A 19,448-nucleotide genomic window follows, 5' to 3' on the forward strand; every position below is an offset into this window, starting at 1 on the left:
CCCCAAGGGCTACACCACAGGCACGGGGCTGGCGACAGCTTCGCGCTGTTTCCGGTTCAACAAGGCGTTGAGGACGATGGCGGTGATGCAGCCGGTTGTAATGCCGCTGTGAAGGAACATCTTCGCAGTGGAACCCAGTTGATCATAGAAGCTGGGCGCGGCAACGGTGACCATGCCCATCCCGAGACTCGCGGCAATGATCAGCGTGTTGTTGCCGTTGTTGAGGTCGACCTTGCTCAGGATGCGCAGCCCGGTGGTGGCGATCATGGCGAACATCACGATGGCCGCACCGCCGAGAACCGGCAAGGGCATGGACGCAAAGACACCCGCGAGCTTGGGAAACAGGCCGAGGATCAGCAGCAGAACACCCGTCGTGGCGACCACCCAGCGGCTCTTGACGCCCGACATGGCCACCAGACCGACGTTGGCGTTGTAGGCGCAGTACGGAAAAGTGTTCAGGAAGCCACCGATCACGGTGGAGAGGCCATCCGCGCGCAGGCCATTGGCAATCTTGTTGTCGTCGATCTCCTTGCCCACCATTTCCCCGACGGCAAAGAAGTCCGCCGTCACTTCGGTGATGATGACCATCATGGCCACGCACGTGAGGATGATGGCGACCGGATCGAACACCGGCATGCCAAAGGCCAGCGGCGTCACGAAAGCAAACCAGTTCTCGTCCGCCACCTTTGAAAAGTCCGCCTTGCCCATGAGCAAGGCGACGCCGGTGCCGATGAGCAAGCCCAACAGCACCGCCGTGTTGCGGACCAGGCCTCGGCCAAAGCCATAGATCAACAGCACCGATATCAGTGAAATGGCGGCCAGCGTCAGGTTGGAGACGGAGCCGAAATCGGGGGCCTTGGGTGCGCCCCCCGCGGCCCAGCGCACACCGATGGGCAGCAGGGACAAGCCGATGACCAGGATGGTGGTGCCCATCACCACCGGCGGGAAGAAGCGCCGGATCTTGCCGAACAAGGGGGCCATCAGCATGCAGAAAATTCCCGCGGCGATGGTGGCGCCATAGACGGCGGGCATGCCACCGTGTTCCTTGCCGATCAGGATCATCGGCGCGACCGCCACGAAACTGCAGCCCTGGATCAACGGCAGGCGCACACCGAACTTCCAGAAGCCGACCGTCTGGATCAGTGTGGCGATGCCGCACGCAAACAGGTCGGCACTGATCAACATCACGATCTGCTCACGGTCCAGACCGATCGCATTGCCCACGACGATGGGGATTGAAACGGCGGCCGCATACATCACCAGGAGATGCTGAAAGGCCAGCAGCAGGTTGCGGCCTGGGGGTAGCCAGGCATCGACAGGATGGACAGGCGGCTGCTGCGGGTGGGTGGTGTTGGAAGGTTTCACGGTGGGCTCCAGGTGGTATTGATCGCGGCGGCAGATCCGCATGGCCGTTCGCTGCGGCGTGCTCTGCGTGCGACAGATATTCCTGCAGAAAGCCCGGCGCATGCAAGCGAGGAAACGACGTCTGGACGACCGCGCCGAGCGCGCGAAATCGGCTCCATTCGATCTGGTTCAAATCCGTTGGAATCGAGCATGGGCGCGGGCTCCAGGGCGATTTCATCGCACGCACCGACACACCGGATCGGACCTGATATCCGATTCCTTGATTCCGGAAATCGCGGCTGACACGCAAGCCAGCCGAGCCGACCCGCTCCATCGGTTTGCACGATTCTCACTATCGACACCCATGGGGTGCCGCGCGGGGTGGGCTGGCCTACATTGGTTTCGAGACAGATGTTCCCACACCAACAGGAGGCAGTCATGGAAGCTCTGCTGAGTTTGCAAGTCAAGGCGATCCGCGAGATCACGCCACACATCCGGGAGTTCGAACTGGGTCGCCTGGACGGGGCTCCGCTGCCCCGCTTTCGCGCGGGCGCACACCTGAAGTTCGAGCTGCCCACGGCCAACGGCGGACTGCAGCGCTGCTACTCGTTGATCAACACGGTTGAACAAGGCCACCGCTACCGCATCGCCGTGCATCGGTCCGCGCACAGCCAGGGCGGCTCCGAGCACATGTGGGACCAGGTGTGCATCGGCACATTGCTGACGGCGCACCCACCCAGGAACGACTTTGCGCTCGCCCCTGACGCCACCCACCATCTGTTGTTGGCGGGCGGCATCGGCATCACGCCGATCCTCTCCATGGCGCACGCCCTGGATGCCGCCGGCCAATCCTTCTCGCTGCACTATGCGGCGCGAACGCCCGAGCACATGGCGTATGCGCAGGCGATCTCCGACGACGTCGGGGACCGTGCGCACCTGTACTGCGACGGCGGCGACCCCGCCAAGGGCATGCCGATCGCGGCCTTGCTCTCCACTCCGCGCGCGGGGGTGCACCTGTACGTCTGTGGTCCGCAAGCCATGATCGATGCGGTGGTCGCCACCGCGCAAGCCCAGGGCTGGGCCAGCGCACAGGTGCATGTCGAACGCTTCAGCGCGCCGGCACCCCAGGCCCACGATGCGGGCTTCGTCGTGCGGCTCGCGCGTTCGGGCCACACCCTCGAGGTGGCACCGAATCAAAGCATCCTGGACGTGATCCTGGCAACAGGATGCGATCCGCTCTTCGACTGCCGCCGAGGCGAATGCGGCGCCTGCGCCGTCAACGTGCTGGCGGGCACACCCGATCACCGCGACTACGCCCTCACCCGCGAACAGCGAGACAGCAACCAGGTGATGTGCATCTGCGTGTCGCGTTGCCTCGGCCAAGAACTCGTGCTCGATATCTGAAACCCCACCACCCGCAATGAGGACCCCATGAACAGGATCAAGAACCGCTGGTACCCGGCCGCCTGGAGCCACGAAGTGGGCCACAGCCTGCTGGCCCGCACCTTCTTCGGCGAGCGCGCCGTGTTGTTCCGCAAGGCCAACGGCGACCCCGCCATGCTGCTGGACCGATGCCCGCACAAGGGCGCCCCGCTGTCTCTCGGTGAACTGAAGAACGACAGCGTGCAGTGCCCCTATCACGGGCTGGAGTTCGACTGCTCAGGTCGCTGCGTGAAGATTCCGGGCCAGGACAACATTCCACCCACCGCCCGTGTCCGTTCCTACCCCTGCATGGAGCGGTACGGCCTGGTCTGGTTCTGGCCCGGCGAGCCGACGCGTGCGCACGAAAGCGGCATTTTCGAATTCAAGAACCACGGCGCCGCGGGCTGGGAATGCATCAACGGTCCCTACACGCTGTTTCCGGCCAGCATCGAGAACATCCTGGACAACCTGGTCGATCCGGCACACACCACCTTCGTGCACAAGAAGACCATTGGAGGAACGGATGCCGCCAACGTGCCGCTGGCCGTGGAGCAGCACGGCGACACCGTCGTCGTGGGCCGCTGGATCGAGAACTCCCAGCCGGTTCCCGTGATGCAGAAATACGGCAACTTCGACGGCCCCGTGGACCGCTGGCAGTACTACCACCTTCACCTGCCCCACGTCTCACTGGTCGACATGGGCGCGATCGACGCCGGCACCTCACGGGACGACGCCTCGCGGGACAGCCGCTACCGCACGCTCTCGTACGCCGTGCTCACGCCGGAGACCGACGACACCACGCACTACTTCTGGCTCGTGTTGCGCACCTTCGCCCTGGGCGACGCCCAGGTCAGCGCCGATCTGATCCAGGCCTATGTGGAGACTTTCGACGAAGACCGGGCGCTGCTGGGCGCCATCCAGGCCCACAGCGGCGACCTGCAATCGGGCAGCTTGCGCCTGTCCATCGACAACGCATCGGTGCGCGTGCGTCGCGCGCTCTTGCGCTTGGCGCAGGAAGAGATGCAGCCCGCCGTTCAGATGCCCGAAGCGGCCCGCATCGCATAGGACGCCCGAACCCATGAAACCATTCCTCCTGGGCTGCAACGGCCGTGGCGTGCAACACGCGCCAGGCTCACCCCCTTCCATCGACGAACAATTCCGCATGGTCCGTTCTTCGGGTGTGTTTGATTTTTTTGACCGGATGCCACAGCCCGGACAGGAGTCCGAATACCTGCGGGCTTCCGAGAAGCACGGACTGCCCATGCTGACAGGGCTGTGGACCTACACGGCCGGGCGGGACGAGGCCCTGCTGATCAAGCACCTGCGCCTCACCAAGGATGCGCTAGGCGAATGCCACAACATCATGCTGTACCGGGACCATGCCGATGGACACGTGCTGAACGATGACGAGGTGGTGAACTTCTACCGGCTGGCCTATGAAGAGTCCCAACGGCTGGGCATCGACATCACCTTCGAAGTGCACATTTACATGTGGTCGGAAGACGTGCGGCGGGTGATGAAGGTCGCCGAGAAGGTTCGACAGGAAGGCATGCCTTTCAACTTTCTGCTCGACCACAGCCATGTGCTGATCAAACTGGAGAACCCGGCCGAACAGGATCTCTGCGGCATCCGCGAAGACGTGGAGGCTGGCCGACTGGTCCTCGATCCGTTCGAGCCGGGGAACATCGTCGACCACTGGATCGCCGAGAACTTCACGCTCTGGCACGCGGTGCGCCCGGTCGCACCCAACGGGCCGATCAACCAGTGGGCCCATCACCCTGATGGCCGCCCAGGCCGCGCCTGCCAATACCCGTTTTTGCGGCCCCGACCGGGTGAATGGCACTCGGACTGGTTTGCCTACAAGCTCGAGCCCACCAAAGAGGTGGTGCGCAAAGTGCTGCGCGCCCACCTGAACCGCCCCGACAGCCGCTTGCGCTACGTGACGACGGAGATCATCGATCTGCCCGACTACGGCGATGGCGCGCGCTACTCGCTGTTTGAGCACAGCGTGGCGCTGGCCGAATGGATCCGCGCGACCGCACAGCAACTCGCCGCCGAACGCTGCCGCCCCACCGAACCGGCGCCATAAGCGGGCACGGCCCAACGGCTTGAGACGGGAATTTCCGCCACTGGCGCGAGACTTGCTAGCATGCAGGCAAGCCGCGCCACATGCCGTTGCCGGCGGACCATCGTTTTTCCCGTCGAAAGCACCGCATGGCCATTCATGTCGCCCTGAGCCACATCACCCACTACCGGTACGACCGGCTGGTCAAGCTGGGGCCCCAGGTGGTCCGCCTGCGGCCCGCGCCGCACAGCCGCACCAAGGTGCTCTCCTACTCGCAGCGCATCGAGCCCGAGGGCCATTTCATCAACTGGCAGCAGGACCCGTTTGCCAACTACCAGGCCCGCCTGGTGTTCCCCGAGCCCACCACCGAGTTCAAGGTCACGATCGACCTGGTGGTGGAGATGGCGGTGCACAACCCGTTCGACTTCTTCCTCGAACCCTCGGCCGAGAACTTCCCCTTCCAGTACGACGAGGCACAGAAACAGGAACTCGCGCCCTACCTCGCCACCATCCCCCTCACGCCGCTGCTGCAGAAGTACGTCGATGACGTGAGCCGCGAGAAACGCCGCACGATCGACTTCCTGGTCGAGATCAACCAGCGGCTGCAGCACGACATCGCGTACACCATCCGCATGGAGCCGGGCGTGCAGACGCCCGAAGACACGCTCAAACTCAAGAGCGGTTCCTGCCGCGACACAGGCTGGCTGCTGGTGCAGATCCTGCGCCACATGGGCCTGGCGGCGCGCTTCGTCTCGGGCTACCTGATCCAGCTCACGCCGGACGTGAAATCGGTCGACGGCCCCAGCGGCCCCGAGAAGGATTTCACCGACCTGCACGCCTGGTGCGAGGTGTTCCTGCCCGGTGCCGGCTGGATCGGTCTGGACCCGACCTCCGGCCTCCTCGCGGGTGAAGGCCACGTGCCGCTGGCCTGCACGCCGCAGCCCTCCAGCGCCGCGCCGGTGGAAGGGGCGATGGACGAGTGCGAGGTCGAATTCAGCCACCACATGGGTGTCACGCGCGTCTTCGAATCGCCACGCGTCACCAACCCCTACACCGACGAGCAATGGGCCGGCGTGCTGGCCCTGGGCGAGAAGGTCGACGCCGATCTGGTGAAGCACGACGTGCGTCTGACCATGGGCGGCGAGCCCACCTACGTGGCCACCAGCGACCGCGATGCCGCCGAGTGGAACACCGACGCGCTCGGCCCCACCAAGCGCGGCTACGCCACCGAGTTGCTCGGGCGGCTGCGCGAGCAGTACGGCGCGGGCGGCTTCATTCACATGGGCCAGGGCAAGTGGTACCCGGGCGAGCAGTTGCCGCGTTGGGCGCTCTCGATGTTCTGGCGCGCCGATGGCGACACCGTCTGGAAGAACCCCGCCCTGCTGGCCGACGAGCGCGATCCGGCGCACCGCACCAGCGACGACGCGCGCCGCTTCACGCACGAGCTGGCGCGCCAGCTTGGGCTGTCCGCCCAACACATCACGCCCGGCTTCGAAGACACCTGGTACTACCTCTGGCGCGAGCGCCGCCTGCCGGTGAACGTGGACCCGTTCGACAGCAAGCTCGACGACGAACTCGAACGCGCCCGCCTGCGCCGCGTGTTCAGCCAGGGGCTGGAAGCCACGGTGGGCTACGTGCTGCCTCTGCAGGCCAATAGCAGCAACATCTGGTCCACCGGCCCTTGGTTCTTGCGCGACGAGCGCATGTACCTGATCCCGGGCGACTCGCCCATGGGCTACCGGTTGCCGCTGGACTCGCTGCCCTGGGTGTCGGCAGGCGATTACCCGTACCACATCGAGCAGGACCCGCATGCCCCGCGCACCCCGCTGCCGAGCAGCGCGGCGGTCAAGTGGCAGAGGCCCGCATCAGAAGCCATGCCCGCACCGGCCCAGGCCGCGCGCGCACCCCGGCGTGGCGAATCGGCCGCCTGGCTCTCCCGCACCGCGCTGTGCGTGGAGGCGCGCGACCCGCACCGCTCCAACGGCCCCAAAGCCGAGAAGGCTGGCGGCGGCAAGCACCACCACCTCTACGTCTTCATGCCGCCGATGGCGCGGCTGGAGGACTACCTCGACCTGATCGCCGCCGTGGAGGCCACGGCCGAACAACTGGGCATGGCCATCGTGCTCGAAGGCTACCCGCCGCCGCGCGACCCGCGCCTGAAGATGCTGCAGGTCACGCCCGACCCGGGCGTGATCGAGGTCAACATCCATCCCGCGAGCCACTGGGGCGAGCTGGTGGAGCACACCGAATTCCTCTACGAAGCGGCGCACCAGACGCGCCTGTGCGCCGAGAAGTTCATGACCGATGGCCGCCACACCGGCACGGGGGGCGGCAACCACTTCGTGCTCGGCGGCGCCACCACGGACGACTCGCCCTTCCTGCGCAAGCCCGAGCTGCTGGGCAGCCTGCTCGCTTACTGGCACAACCATCCTGCGCTGTCGTACCTGTTCAGCGGCATGTTCATCGGCCCGACCAGCCAGGCCCCGCGCGTGGACGAGGCGCGCAACGACCAGCTGGTCGAGCTGGAGATCGCGCTCGCGCAGATCGAGAAAAACCGCGAGACCCATGGCGACCAGATGCCACCCTGGACGGTGGACCGCACGCTGCGCAACATCCTGATCGACGTCACCGGCAACACCCACCGCAGCGAGTTCTGCATCGACAAGCTCTACTCGCCCGACGGCCCCACCGGCCGCCTGGGCCTGCTGGAATTGCGCGCGTTTGAAATGCCGCCCCACGCGCGCATGAGCATCGCGCAACAGCTGCTGCTGCGCGCCATGGTCGCGCGCTTCTGGCAACAACCGTGGAGCGGCAAGCTCACGCGCTGGGGCACGGCCCTGCACGACCGTTGTCTGCTGCCCACCTTCGTGCGCATGGACTTCGAGGACGTGCTCGCCGACATGGCCGATGCCGGTTACCCGTTCGACATGGCGTGGTTCGAACCGCATTTCGAGTTCCGCTTCCCACTGCTGGGTCAGGTCGCGGCGCGCGGCATCGAACTCACCCTGCGCAACGCGCTCGAGCCCTGGCACGTGATGGGCGAAGAAGGCGCGGTCGGTGGCACGGTGCGTTATGTGGACTCGTCGCTCGAACGCGTGGAAGTGCGCGTGAGCGGCTTCAACGACAGCCGCCACGTGATCACCTGCAACGGCCGCGCCCTGCCCCTGCAGAGCACCGGGACGGCAGGCGAGTTCGTGGCCGGCGTGCGCTACAAGGCGTGGAGCCCGCCGTCGGCGCTGCACCCCTCGATTCCCGCGCACGCACCGCTCACCTTCGACATCGTCGACACCTGGCTCAAGCGCTCGATGGGTGGTTGCCAGTACCACGTCGCCCACCCGGGCGGGCGCAACTACGACACCTTTCCCATCAACGCCTACGAAGCCGAAAGCCGCCGGCTCTCGCGCTTTTTCCAGATGGGCCACACGCCCGGGCGCATGGATGTCGCGCCGGCCCGTCACAGCATGGAGTTCCCGTTCACGCTGGACCTGAGAACATGAGGATTTCGGGGGCTCAAAGGGCATACTTCGACGTGTGAATCTCGACCCCACCGACTCGCTCTTTGACACACTGCGTCCCGACACCCCGGGTGAATGGGCGCTGTCGCTGTCGATCCCGGCCGACCCCGGCCACCATGATGAACTGCGCGCGGGCGGCGCGCCCGAGTCGTCGGTGCTCGCGCCGCCGTGGGCCCGCTTCTTCGAGAACATCGGCGGCGACGGGTTTGCCGACCTGAACCGCCGCGCCGAGAACCTGCAGCGCCAGATCCGCGACAACGGCGTGACCTACAACGTCTACGCCGACGCCTCGAAAGGCCTGCAACGCCCGTGGGCGCTCGACCTCTTCCCCATGATCATCGGCCCGCAGGACTGGGCGCAGATCGAAAGCGGCGTGCTGCAGCGCACCCGCCTGCTCAACGCCATGATGGCCGACCTGTATGGCGAACGCGAGCTGCTGAAGAAGTCGCTACTGCCACCCGCGCTGGTGCAAGGCCACCCCGGTTATTTGCGCTCCATGCAAGGCATGAAGCCCCGCGGCGACACCTGGCTGCACATCGTCGGCTTCGACCTGGCCCGCGGCCCCGACGGCCGCTGGTGGGTGGTGGGCCAGCGCACGCAGGCGCCCTCGGGTCTGGGCTATCTGCTGGAAAACCGCCTCGCGATCTCGCGCCAGTTCCCCAAGGCGTTCTCCGGCATGCGGGTGCAGCGCCTGTCGGCGAGCTACCGCGCGCTCATGGACGGCATCAAGCGCATGGCGCCCGAGGGCGAGAACGCGCGCATTGCGCTGCTCACGCCAGGCCCGTACAACGAAACCTATTTCGAGCACGCCTACCTGGCGCGTTACCTCGGCCTCACGCTGGTGGAGGGCAACGACCTCACCGTGCGCGACCAGCGCCTGTTCCTCAAGACGCTGCATGGCCTGGAGCCCGTGCATGCACTGATCAAGCGGCTCGACGACGAATGGCTGGACCCGCTGGAACTGCGCTCGGACTCGCGCCTGGGCGTGCCCGGCCTGTTGCAGGTGCTGCGCGCGGGCAACCTGCTGCTGCTCAACACGCCGGGTTCGGCCCCGCTGGAATCGAACGCCCTGTTGGGCTTCCTGCCCGCCATCAGCCGCCACCTGCTGGGCGAGGAACTGAGCCTGCCGTCGCTGGCCACCTGGTGGTGCGGCGAAGACGCGGCGCTGCGCGAGGTGCTGCCGTTGCTCAAGGAAAGCGTCATCAAGTCCACCTACCCGAGTTCGGAGATGGACGCGGTGATGGGGCTGTCCTTGAGCCCGCGCGAACTCGACGAATGGGCCGGGCGCATGGCGCGCCACCCGGACGAGCACACCGTGCAGTCGTGGCTGCCGCTGTCGCAAACGCCGACCTGGTCGGACGAGCGGCTCGTTCCGCGCTCGGCCATGCTGCGCGTGTTCGCGATGGCCGATGGCCCCGGGTCCTGGCGCGTGGTGCCCGGCGGGCTGGTGCGCCTGGCGCCGCGCGGACAGCTCGTGGCCGCCATGCAGCGCGGTGGCAGCAGCGCCGATTGCTGGGTCATGACCGATGGCCCGGTGGACCACAGCAACCTGCTGATTTCCGCAGGCGGCATCCCCACCGCCGCGCCGCAGAAGCGCACGGTGACCAGCCGCGCCGCCGAGAACCTGTTCTGGCTCGGCCGCTATACCGAACGCGCCGAGAACAGCGTGCGCCTGGCGCAGATCGCGCTCAACCACCTCGATGGTGAAGAGCCCGCGTCCCCCGCCTTGCTGGAATGGCTCTCGCAGACCGCGCGCGAGAACTCGCTCGTGCTGCCGAGCGTGCCCGGCGCCCTGCAATCGCCGCGCGTGTTCGCCCGCAGCCTCATGGCCGCGCTGTCGCCCGAGCCCGACGACCCGATGGCCGCGCAATCCTTCAGCGTGGGCTTCAACCTGCGCGCCCTCAAATCCGCCGCCGCACAGGTGCGCGCGCGCCTGTCGCAGGAACACTGGAACCTCATCGAGCGCACCGAGGCGCGCTTCGCGCGCGACTGCGCCACGCTGTCGACCGACGCCGAGTACGCCACCGCCGAAGCCATCGTGGCGCTGCAGCGCGCGAACGAACAGCTCGCGGCCATCACCGGTTCGCAAACCGATCGCATGGTGCACGACGACGGTTGGCGCCTGCTCTCGATGGGCCGCCACATCGAGCGTCTGACCACGCTGTCGCGCGCGCTCGCGCTGGCGCTCGAACACGGCTGCGTGCACGACGCGGCCGGCTTCGAGGCGGTGGTTGCGCTGTTCGACAGCACCATCACCTTCCACGCGCAATACCAGCAGCGCCGCGACATGGTCGCGCTGATCGAACTGCTGGTGCAGGACGGCGACAACCCCCGTTCGCTGACCTGGGTGGTGGACACGCTGCGCGCGCGCCTGGGCCGGCTCGCGCAAAGCGCCGCGCCGCAGGACGCGCTGCTCGTGCGCCACTTGCCCGACCCCGCCACCTGGTTGCTCCCGGACCTGAGCAACTGGCAGCGCGGCCCCGATGGGCACCGCCACTGGACCGATCTGGCCAACCTGCTCGACGACTGCGAAGCCGCCGCCAGGACCGTGTCCGACGAAATCTCACGTCTGCATTTCAGCCACGCGGACCAGAGCAACCAGAGCCTGGGAGCCTGACCGTGCGCCTGCGCATCCTGCACCGCACCCGCTACCGCTACCACGGCAGCATCGACATGGCGCAGCACATGGCGCACCTGCAACCCGTGAGCACCGCATCGCAACGCATGCTCACACACGAGTTGCGCATCGACCCCGAACCCGCCGCACGCAGCGAGACCACCGACGTGTTCGGCAACCAGCGCACCTTCTTCTCGCTGCAGTCCAACCACAACATGCTGACCGTGGAAGCCGACAGCCTGGTCGACACGCAGGCGCCCAGGCCCCTGCCTGAAAACCCGCCCTGGCGCGGCCAGACCTGGGAGCGCGTGCGCGAGCATTTCCGCTACCGTGCCCACGCGCCGTTCGATGCGGCCAGCGAATTCCTCTTCGCCTCGCCCTACGTGCCACGCGACGACGCCTTCTCCACCTTCGCCCGCCCCGCGTTCAAGCCCGGCCGACCGGTGCTGGAGGCCACGCGCGCGTTGATGGAGCGCATCCACACCGAACTCACCTACGAGAGCGACAGCACCGAGGTCAACACGCCCGCACTCGAAGCGCTCGCACAGGGCAAGGGCGTGTGCCAGGACTTCGCCCACATCATGCTGGGCTGCCTGCGCTCGCTGGGCCTGCCGGCGCGCTACGTCAGCGGTTACCTGCTCACGCGCCCGCCACCGGGCAAGCCGCGCCTGATCGGCGCCGACGCCTCGCACGCCTGGGTGTCGATGTACGTGCCCCTGCCCGGTGGCACCGCGAAGAACGCACCCACCGGCGCGTGGTTCGACTTCGATCCGACCAACAACCGCTGCGGCTGGGGCAGCCCGGGCGAGGACTACGTGACGCTGGCCACCGGCCGCGACTTCGCGGACGTCTCGCCCATGCGCGGCGTGATCCAGAGCGGCGCGCGGCACACCTTGGCGGTGGCGGTGACGGTGGCGCCGCCGGAGGAGTTCCATCAGATCGGCGGGACCGAAGGAACCCCATCGATAGAATGAACCGGTCATTTTTCAGGAGCCCTCCATGAGCGTTTACACCAAGCTGGCCGAACTCGGCATCACCCTTCCGCCCGTCGCGGTGCCCGCGGCGGCCTACGTGCCCTTCGTGCAAACCGGCAACCTGATTTTTCTGAGCGGCCACATCGCGCGCAAGGACGGCAAGCCCTGGGTCGGCCAGCTCGGGTTGACCATGACCACCGACGAGGCCAGGCCCGCCGCCCGCGCTGTCGCCATCGACCTGCTCGGCACCCTGGCCGCCGCCTGCCTGGCCGCGGGCAAGGACCTCAACGACGTCAAGCGCATCGTGAAGGTGCTCAGCCTGGTCAACTCCGCGCCCACCTACACCGAGCAGCACCTGGTCACCAACGGCTGCAGCGAACTCATCGGCGAAGTCTTCGGCACGGTCGGCGCGCACGCGCGCAGCGCCTTCGGTGTGGCGCAGCTGCCGCTGGGTGCTTGCGTCGAAATCGAGCTCATCGCAGAGCTCGCGTAACCCACGCCTGGGACACGCACCTGCAGCAGTCCAACCGCTTCAGCGTGCTGGACCGCGACAACATGAGCGAAACGCGGCAGGAAGCCGGCCTGAGCGGACAGGCGCAGAAACTCAAGGGCGCCGACTACGTCATCACCGGCGACGTCACCGAGTTCGGCCGCAAGGAAGTGGGCGACCACCAGCTCTTCGGCATCCTGGGCAAAGGCAAGTAGCAATCCGCCTACGCCAAGGTCAGCCTGAACATCGTTCGGGCGCCTTGCGCTCGGCCCCGTGATCGGCACGGAGGCCCATCCCATGCGACACCCCACCGCACGTGCCTTGGCACTGCTGGGCGCCACGCTGCTGCTCGCCGGCTGCGTGACCGCACCCAAGCCGCTGTACCACTGGGACAGCTACCCGGCACAGATCCACAAACACTTCAAGGGCGAGTCCCCCCAGGCCCAGATCGATGCGCTGGAACGGCAACTGAAAAACACGCAGGGCGATGGCGCGGCCACGCCACCCGGTCTGCACGCCCATCTGGGCATGCTGTATTCGAAGATCGGCAGAGACGATCAGATGGTCGAGCAGTTCGAACTCGAGAAAGCCAGGTTTCCCGAGTCCGCGCCGTTCATGAACCGGCTGCTGGCCCAACTCAAGAAATGAGAACCGCCATGTCGCTCACATCCACGCGCTTTTTCTCCACCGCCGTGTTGACGGCAGCCGCCTTGCTCACGGGTTGTGCCGCACCCAAGGCCTACAACTACACCGCGTTCAAACAGGCCAAGCCCCGCTCCATCCTGGTGCTGCCGCCGGTCAACGAATCGGTCGACATCAAGGCCACCTACAGCCTGTTGTCGCACAGCAGCAAGCCGCTGGCGGAGGCGGGCTACTACGTGCTCGGCAGCGCCACGGTGGTGGAAGCGCAGGCGCGTCTGGTGGATGCCCAAACCGGCACCTTGCTGTGGGACGGCAAGGCCACGGCCTCCAGCGAAGAAGGCAGGAGCAACAACAACGGGCTGGTCGGCATGTTGATCACGGCGGTGGTGCAACAGGTCATCAGTTCGGCCACCGACCAAGGCCACGAGATCGCGGGCATTGCCCGCCAGCGCCTGCTGTCCGTGCGCGCAGGCAACGGCATCCTGCCGGGGCCTCGGCATCTTGCGTACGGACAACCGTAGGCCTGGCGCAACCCTCCGCGCGCCGGAGGCGTTGTTGTGGCGCTTTACTTCTTCTTGCGTTCGTTCGCGCGCCGCACCTGGCGGCTTTGATGGGCCTGCGCTTCAACGGCCTGCTTTTCCGTGCGCCGCCTGGTGATGCGCCGCACGACGAAGCGGGCGACACCGAACGACAGGATCGCCACCAGGCCCGCGACCACCACACCCGTCAACTCCATGTTGTCCATGTCCGTCCAAATCCTCTAAAAAAAATCACACATCCAACGCCCGGATCGGCTCACCGCACTCGCCGTGTCTGTCAGGCGTCGGCCCGTTGGGCCAGGAAGACTTCGAACCGCGCCAGTTCCTCGTCGAGCGCACGCCGAAAGCGCGCATCCCGCGGGCGTGCCGCGGCGAACCCGAGTTCGTGGCGAAGCTGCCCGCGCTCCAGCCGCAGGTTGGCCCAACCCACCATCTCTTCACCCCACAGCACGGGCAAGGCGTAGTGGCCCATGGTGCGCTGGGGCGCCGGCACATAGGCCTCGAAGCGGTACGCCCAGCGCCACAGCATCTCGAAGCGCCGCCGGTCCCACACCACCGGATCGAAGGGCGCGAGCAAGCGCACACCGTCGCCGGTCTGGTGGCGGCGCGAAGCGGGGTTTTCGTCCGCGGGCCAGAACCAGGCGGTGCCATCGATGTCGGCATGGCCGTAGCGTTCGCGTGCTGCCTTCACGACAGCGCGCGTTTCGACCGACAGTTGGGCCGCCCCATACCGCAGCAAGGTGACCAGGTAGCCCAGGCTGGGCGCGGGGATTGGCGCGTACAGCGCCACGATGGCATCGACCAGGGCCTCGGCGCGTGCCCGCCGGGCGGCAGGACTCTCGTCCTGCTCGATGTGCTGCATCGCTTCGTACACGCGGGTGCCCGCTTCGCGGCGGCGCACGCGCAGCCAGCCATACTGGTGCATGCGCTCCAGCAAGCGGGTGCTGGCATTGAGTTCGCCGCCCCAATACCCCGCGATGCGGCCGTGGTGAACAAAGGCCTCGCCCACTTCACGGGGATGCACCGCGCCCCTCTCCCGCACAAAGGCCAACACCTCGCGTGCCTGTTGCTCCGTGGCAGCGTCCCAAGGGCGGCGTGGCGTGCGTGGGTGCAGCAAGGCCAGCATCTCGCGCGGCAAGAAGCCGTAGTTGACGAAGATGTCCTCCTCGATGCCCAGCCGCTCGTAGCGGCGCTCCAGGTCGCCCGCGCGGTAGTCGCGCACGCGCTGGTAGAGGATGAGGTCCTGCGCGCGGGCCGGCGCCCGCATCGGATCGGCCTGCACAAACCCGAGCCGGCGGATCGCGGCCGGCAGCGTCACCGGCTTGAACAGGCTGCGCGCGATCGCGTAGCGGCGCAGCTCGTCCAGCGTGGGCGACCGCGCCATGGGCATCGGCTTACTCCACCCGCGTGATGCGGTTGGGCTTGAAGCCGAGGTCCGCCGCCTTGCCCTTGCGGCCACGCGCCGCGCGTGCGTTGTTCAGGCTGCGGATCTCCAGCGTTTCATCGCGCTCCTTGCCGCCGCGCCCGATGCCGTCGATCTTCACGCTGCGCGTGTAGGCGGCCGCGCCGGCCAGGGTGTCCTTCGCTTCCAGGTCGATCAGCATCAGGCCGCGACCGCCCTTCTCCATCAGCTTGAGTTCGCCGATCTCGAAGGTGAGGATGCGCCCACCCGCAGAAGCGCAGCACACGTGCGTGGCCGGCACCAGCGGCGTGCCGCCGGAGGTGAAGGCTGCGTGCGACGGCGCGCAGGGCGTCTCGCCCTCGCCCAGGCTGATGAAGGTCTTGCCGCCGCGCTGGCGCGTGGTCATGTTCTCCACCGTCGCCAGGAAACCGTAGCCTCCGCTGTTGCTCAGCAGCACGGCCGCGTTGGCCGGGCCGGCGAAATAGTGCAGCGGCTGCGTGCCGCTCTCCAGCTCGATCAGTGTGGTGATGGGCTGGCCATCACCGCGCGCGCCGGGCAGGCTGGCCACCGGCACCGAGTACACGCGCCCGTTGCTGCCGAAGGTGATGAGCGTGTCGACCGTGCGGCATTCGAAGGTGCCGTACAGGCCGTCGCCGGCCTTGAACGCGAAGCTGCCGGCTTCGTGCCCGTGGCCGGTGCGCGCGCGCACCCAGCCTTTGCTGGAGATCACCACGGTCACCGGTTCGTCCACCACCTTGATCTCGGCCACGGCCTTCTTCTCGGCCTGGATCAGCGTGCGGCGCTCGTCGGCGAAGGTCTTGGCGTCGGCCTCGATCTCTTTCACCATCAGGCGCTTCAAGCTGCCCGGGTTGCCCAGAATGTCTTCCAGCTTGCTTTGCTCTTCGCGCAGTTCCTTCAACTCCTGCTCGATCTTGATCGCCTCGAGCCGCGCCAACTGGCGCAAGCGGATTTCAAGAATGTCTTCCGCCTGCCGGTCGGTGAGCTTGAAGCGTTCGATCAGCGCGGCCTTGGGCTCGTCGCTGTTGCGGATGATGCGGATCACCTCGTCGATGTTCAGCAGCACCAGCTGCCGGCCTTCGAGGATGTGGATGCGGTCCAGCACCTTGTTCAGGCGGTGCTGCGAACGGCGGGTGATGGTGCCCTGGCGGAATTCGATCCACTCGGTGAGCATCTGCCGCAGCGACTTCTGCGTCGGCCGCCCGTCGAGCCCGATCATGGTGAGGTTGATCGGCGCCGAGGTTTCCAGACTGGTGTGCGCCAGCAACGCGGTGATGAGTTCCTGCTGCTCGATGCGGCTGCTCTTGGGCTCGAACAGCAGGCGCACCGGGGCGTCCTTGCTCGACTCGTCGCGCACACCGTCGAGCACCATCAGGATGCTGGCCTTGAGTTGCGTCTGTTCCTGCGTGAGCGCCTTCTTGCCGGCCTTCACCTTGGGGTTGGTGAGTTCCTCGATTTCTTCGAGCACGCGCTGCGTGCTCACGCCCGGCGGCAGTTCGTTCACCACGAGTTGCCACTGGCCGCGCGCGAGGTCTTCGATCTTCCAGCGCGCGCGCACCTTGAGGCTGCCGCGACCGGTGCGGTAGGCGTCGGCGATGTCGCCCGCCGGGCTGATGATCTGGCCACCGCCCGGGTAGTCGGGCCCGGGCAGGATGGCGAGCAATTCGTCGTCGGCCAGCTTGGGGTTCTTCACCAGCGCCACGCAGGCATCGGCCACTTCGCGCAGGTTGTGGCTGGGGATTTCGGTGGCCAGGCCCACGGCAATGCCCGATGCGCCGTTGAGCAGGTTGAACGGCAGGCGCGCGGGCAACTGCTTGGGTTCGACGGTGGAGCCGTCGTAGTTGGGCACGAAGTCCACCGTGCCTTCGTCGATCTCGTCGAGCAGCAAGGTGGTGATCTTGGCCAGCCGCGCTTCGGTGTAACGCATCGCCGCCGCACCGTCGCCGTCGCGCGAACCGAAGTTGCCCTGGCCGTCGATGAGGGGGTAGCGCTGCGCGAAGTCCTGCGCCATGCGCACCAGCGCGTCGTACGCGGCCTGGTCACCATGTGGGTGGAAACGGCCGAGAACATCACCCACGACGCGCGCGCTCTTCACAGGGCGTGCCGCGGTGTTGCGGTTGGGCCCGCTGAAGCTCAGACCCATGCGGTCCATGCTGTAGAGAATGCGGCGCTGCACCGGCTTCTGGCCGTCGCACACGTCGGGCAGCGCGCGGCCCTTCACGACCGAGAGTGCGTATTCGAGGTAGGCGCGCTGCGCGTAGTTCGCGAGGTTCATGCCGTCGTCGTCCGGGGCGGACAGCGGCAGTTCAGGGGTGTTCAGATCGGACATGGATGTTCAGATTCAGATATCGATTTCCACCGAGTCGCCATGCAACTCCATCAACTCGCGGCGCGAGGCGGCCTCGCCTTTGCCCATGAGCTTGGTGATGAGCGCTTCGGTGCCGGCGAAGTCGACCGCGCCCAGCACCACCGGCATGAGGCGGCGCGTGTCGGGGTTGAGGGTGGTGTCCCACAGCTGTTCGGCGCTCATTTCGCCCAGGCCTTTGAAGCGGCTGATCTGGCATTTTTCAGGCGCCACGCCGTCCTTGGCGCTCTTGTCCAGGATGGCGTGCAACTCGCCTTCGTCGAGCGCGTACTGCTTGGCCGCGGGCTTCTTGCCGCGCGCGGGGATGTCCACGCGGAACAGCGGCGGGCGCGCCACGAACACGTGGCCGGCTTCGATGAGCTTGGGAAAGTGGCGGAAGAACAGCGTGAGCAACAGCACCTGGATGTGCGAGCCGTCGACGTCGGCGTCGGACAGGATGCAGACCTTGCCGTAGCGCAAACCGCTCAGGTCGGGCGTGTCGTTCGGGCCGTGCGGGTCCACGCCGATGGCGACCGAGATGTCGTGGATTTCGGTGTTGGCGAACAGGCGGTCGCGCTCGACTTCCCAGGTGTTGAGCACCTTGCCGCGCAGGGGCAACACGGCCTGGCTCTCCTTGTCGCGGCCCATCTTGGCGCTGCCGCCGGCGGAATCGCCCTCGACCAGGAACACCTCGTTGTGCGCCAGGTCCTTGCTCTCGCAATCGGTCAGCTTGCCAGGCAGCACGGCCACGCCCGAGCCCTTGCGCTTCTCGACTTTCTGGCCGGCCTTCTGCCGCGACTGCGCGGCCTTGATGGCGAGTTCGGCCAGCTTCTTGCCGTAGTCCACGTGCTGGTTGAGCCACAGCTCCAGCGTGGGCCGCACGAAGCTGCCGACCAGGCGCACGGCGTCGCGCGAGTTCAGGCGTTCCTTGATCTGGCCCTGGAACTGCGGGTCGAGCACCTTGGCGCTCAGCACATAGCTGGCGCGTGCGAACACGTCTTCGGGCAGCAGCTTCACGCCCTTGGGCAGCAGCGCGTGCAGTTCGATGAAGCCTTTGACGGCCTGGAACAGGCCATCGCGCAGGCCGCTTTCGTGCGTGCCGCCGGCACTCGTGGGAATCAGGTTGACGTAGCTCTCGCGCACCGGCTGGCCGTCTTCGGTGAAGGCGACGCACCAGGCCGCGCCCTCGCCTTCGGCGAAGCTGTCGTGCCCGCTGTCGGCAAAACCTTCGCCTTCGAACAGCGGAATCACCGGCTCGCCGTTGAGCGTCTGCTGCAGGTAGTCGCGCAGGCCGCCTTTGTAGAGCCAGGTCTGGACGTCCTTGGTCTTCTCGTTGACCAGGGTGACCGTCACGCCCGGCATCAGCACCGCCTTGCTGCGCAGCAGGTGGGTGAGCTCGGCCATGGGCAGCGCGGCGGTTTCGAAGTACTTCGCGTCGGGCCAGGCCCGCACCGTCGTGCCTTGCTTGCGGTCATCCGCGCCCTTGGGGGTGATCACCAGCTTCTCGACCACGTCGCCGGCCGAGAACGCCAGCTTGGCCACCTGGCCTTCGCGGAAGCTGGTCACCTCCAGGCGGGTGGACAGCGCGTTGGTCACGCTCACGCCCACGCCGTGCAGGCCGCCCGAGAAGCTGTACGCGCCGCCCTTGCCTTTGTCGAACTTGCCACCGGCGTGCAGGCGGGTGAACACGAGTTCAACCACAGGCGCCTTTTCTTCCGGGTGCAGGCCGAACGGGATGCCACGCCCGTCGTCTTCCACGCTCACCGAATGGTCGGTGTGCAGCGTGACCTTGATCTTCTTGCCGTATCCGGCCAGGGCCTCGTCGGCCGCGTTGTCCAGCACTTCCTGGATGATGTGCAGCGGGTTGTCGGTGCGGGTGTACATGCCCGGCCGTTGCTTGACCGGCTCGAGCCCCTTGAGGACGCGGATCGAGCCTTCGGAGTATTCGTTGGGTGTTTGGGTCGCCATGGGGGCGGATTGTATGTCCCGAAGACTGTATGCAAATACAGACTTCTCATCGACCGGTCGGCGAACCATGCGCGGGCTTCATCAGTGGTGGCCAAAAAAATCAAGCCC

General features: G+C 66.8%; 14 protein-coding genes and 1 pseudogene. 10 read left to right on the forward strand and 5 right to left on the reverse strand.

The features are described 5' to 3' along the window. Positions 1-9 precede the first annotated feature (9 nt). Positions 10-1,365, reverse strand: a complete 1,356-nt coding sequence (locus FFS09_RS14495; RefSeq protein ID WP_252374368.1) for a nucleobase:cation symporter-2 family protein — start codon at positions 1,363-1,365, stop codon at positions 10-12. Between the two features lie 417 nt (positions 1,366-1,782). On the opposite strand from FFS09_RS14495, the gene FFS09_RS14500 reads away from it, so the two are divergent. The 10 genes and pseudogenes from FFS09_RS14500 to FFS09_RS14545 all read left to right on the forward strand — a co-directional run bounded on the left by FFS09_RS14500 (position 1,783) and on the right by FFS09_RS14545 (position 13,590). Then, positions 1,783-2,748, forward strand: coding sequence for a PDR/VanB family oxidoreductase (locus tag FFS09_RS14500; protein WP_137919606.1), 966 nt, complete (start codon positions 1,783-1,785; stop codon positions 2,746-2,748). Between the two features lie 27 nt (positions 2,749-2,775). Further along, positions 2,776-3,831 (forward strand): aromatic ring-hydroxylating dioxygenase subunit alpha, encoded by a 1,056-nt coding sequence (locus FFS09_RS14505; protein WP_137919607.1) that lies wholly within the window; start codon positions 2,776-2,778, stop codon positions 3,829-3,831. Between the two features lie 13 nt (positions 3,832-3,844). Then, complete coding sequence (locus FFS09_RS14510) at positions 3,845-4,855, forward strand: IolE/MocC family protein (protein WP_137919608.1); 1,011 nt, start codon at positions 3,845-3,847, stop codon at positions 4,853-4,855. Between the two features lie 125 nt (positions 4,856-4,980). Beyond that, the gene (locus FFS09_RS14515) at positions 4,981-8,328 is read left to right on the forward strand and encodes a transglutaminase family protein (protein ID WP_137919609.1); all 3,348 of its coding nucleotides are present in this window, start codon (positions 4,981-4,983) and stop codon (positions 8,326-8,328) included. A gap of 34 nt (positions 8,329-8,362) precedes the next feature. Next, on the forward strand, positions 8,363-10,963 hold the full coding sequence (locus FFS09_RS14520; protein WP_137919610.1) for a circularly permuted type 2 ATP-grasp protein: 2,601 nt from the start codon (positions 8,363-8,365) through the stop codon (positions 10,961-10,963). Between the two features lie 2 nt (positions 10,964-10,965). Then, positions 10,966-11,937 (forward strand): transglutaminase family protein, encoded by a 972-nt coding sequence (locus FFS09_RS14525; protein ID WP_137919611.1) that lies wholly within the window; start codon positions 10,966-10,968, stop codon positions 11,935-11,937. A 25-nt stretch (positions 11,938-11,962) separates the two neighbouring features. Next, entirely contained in the window at positions 11,963-12,430 is a 468-nt protein-coding gene (locus FFS09_RS14530) for a RidA family protein (protein ID WP_137919612.1), read from the forward strand. Positions 12,431-12,444: 14 nt separating this feature from the next. Further along, a pseudogene (locus FFS09_RS14535) lies at positions 12,445-12,639 on the forward strand (CsgG/HfaB family protein); the annotation flags it as partial. An 85-nt stretch (positions 12,640-12,724) separates the two neighbouring features. Further along, entirely contained in the window at positions 12,725-13,075 is a 351-nt protein-coding gene (locus FFS09_RS14540; RefSeq protein WP_137919613.1) for a DUF4810 domain-containing protein, read from the forward strand. 8 nt (positions 13,076-13,083) lie between these two features. Further along, positions 13,084-13,590 carry a GNA1162 family protein gene (locus tag FFS09_RS14545; protein ID WP_137919614.1) on the forward strand — a complete coding sequence of 169 codons (507 nt, stop codon included), beginning with the start codon at positions 13,084-13,086 and terminating at the stop codon, positions 13,588-13,590. A 44-nt stretch (positions 13,591-13,634) separates the two neighbouring features. Here FFS09_RS14545 and FFS09_RS14550 read toward each other — a convergent pair whose 3' ends face one another. The 4 genes from FFS09_RS14550 to FFS09_RS14565 form a co-directional block, all read right to left on the reverse strand. Continuing rightward, the gene (locus FFS09_RS14550; protein WP_137919615.1) at positions 13,635-13,814 is read right to left on the reverse strand and encodes a hypothetical protein; all 180 of its coding nucleotides are present in this window, start codon (positions 13,812-13,814) and stop codon (positions 13,635-13,637) included. A gap of 71 nt (positions 13,815-13,885) precedes the next feature. Next, a complete protein-coding gene (locus FFS09_RS14555; RefSeq protein ID WP_137919643.1) occupies positions 13,886-14,992 on the reverse strand; it encodes a DNA glycosylase AlkZ-like family protein in 1,107 nt (368 codons plus the stop codon). 10 nt (positions 14,993-15,002) lie between these two features. Next, positions 15,003-17,357 (reverse strand): DNA topoisomerase IV subunit A, encoded by a 2,355-nt coding sequence (gene parC / locus FFS09_RS14560; protein ID WP_137919616.1) that lies wholly within the window; start codon positions 17,355-17,357, stop codon positions 15,003-15,005. Between the two features lie 12 nt (positions 17,358-17,369). After that, entirely contained in the window at positions 17,370-19,340 is a 1,971-nt protein-coding gene (locus tag FFS09_RS14565; RefSeq protein WP_137919617.1) for a DNA topoisomerase IV subunit B, read from the reverse strand. Between the last annotated feature and the right edge of the window lie 108 nt (positions 19,341-19,448).

The organism is Hydrogenophaga sp. 2FB (assembly GCF_005503365.1).
In the GTDB taxonomy this organism is placed as follows: domain Bacteria; phylum Pseudomonadota; class Gammaproteobacteria; order Burkholderiales; family Burkholderiaceae_C; genus Hydrogenophaga.